The 1,126-nt window shown below is 59.4% G+C and carries 1 protein-coding gene; it reads right to left on the bottom strand.

Going from position 1 to position 1,126, the window contains the following annotated elements; translation table 11 throughout:
* Window positions 1-13: 13 nt before the first annotated feature.
* Window positions 14-1,126, bottom strand: a 1,113-nt coding sequence (locus tag ADADOO_RS03490) for a large ribosomal subunit assembly factor BipA (RefSeq protein WP_511275052.1), incomplete at its 5' end; no start/stop codon positions are given.

The raw sequence follows: 1,126 nt of genomic DNA, 5'->3' as shown, positions 1-1,126 counted from the left end.
TCATGCTACATCCTTACAGACCGCGCACCGCACGCTTGCGCTCGATTTCCGTCAGGTAACGCTTGCGCAGACGAATCGACTTGGGCGTCAGCTCGACCAGTTCATCTTCTTCGATGAATTCGACAGCGGCTTCCAGGCTCAACTGGACGGCCGGCACCAGGCGAACCGCTTCGTCGGTACCGGAAGCACGGACGTTGGTCAGTTGCTTACCCTTGATCGGATTGACCACGAGGTCGTTTTCACGGCTGTGCATCCCAATGATCATGCCTTCGTAAAGCTTGTCGCCCGGCACCACGAACATACGGCCGCGGTCCTGCAGCTTCCACAGAGCGTAAGCGACAGCTTCGCCGTTGTCCTGGGAGATCAGAACGCCATTGCGACGCTCGGCAACCGAGCCATCCTTGACCGGCGCGTATTCGTCGAAGACGTGGCTCATCAGGCCGTTGCCGCGCGTCAGGTTCATGAATTCGCCCTGAAAACCGATCAGGCCACGGGCTGGAATACGGTACTCGATACGGACGCGGCCGCGACCATCCGGCACCATGTCTTGCAAGTCGCCACGACGTTGGCCGAGGCTTTCCATGACCCCACCCTGCGTATCTTCTTCGACGTCGACGGTGAGCAGTTCATACGGTTCGCACTCAACGCCCTTGATGACCTTCTTGACCACGCGCGGACGGCCAACGGCCAGTTCATAGCCTTCGCGGCGCATGTTTTCGAGCAGGATGCCGAGGTGCAATTCGCCTCGACCAGCCACGTCAAACACATCGCCGTTACCGGTGTCATGGACGCGCAGCGCCATGTTGGTCAGCAATTCTTTGTGCAGACGATCACGGATCTGGCGGCTGGTCACGAACTTGCCTTCAGTGCCGGCCAGCGGGCTGGTATTGACCATGAACTGCATGGACAGCGTCGGCTCGTCAATCTTGAGCAGCGGCAAGGATTCCGGCTGTTCCGGATCGGTCACCGTGCAGCCCAGCACGAGGTCTTCGATGCCGGTGATCTGGACGATGTCGCCAGCGTGGCCTTCTTCGAGTTCGATCTTGTTCAGGCCCTTGTAGCCGAAAACCTGGCCAATCTTGGCCTTGATCGGACTACGCTCGTGTTCGGCCGCCTCTTCTTCGGT

The sequence above is a fragment of the Azonexus sp. genome, assembly GCF_036170495.1.
Classification (GTDB): Bacteria; Pseudomonadota; Gammaproteobacteria; order Burkholderiales; family Rhodocyclaceae; genus Azonexus.
The sequence above is the reverse complement of the archived record's forward strand: the minus strand, read 5'-3'. Positions and strand labels throughout refer to the sequence as shown.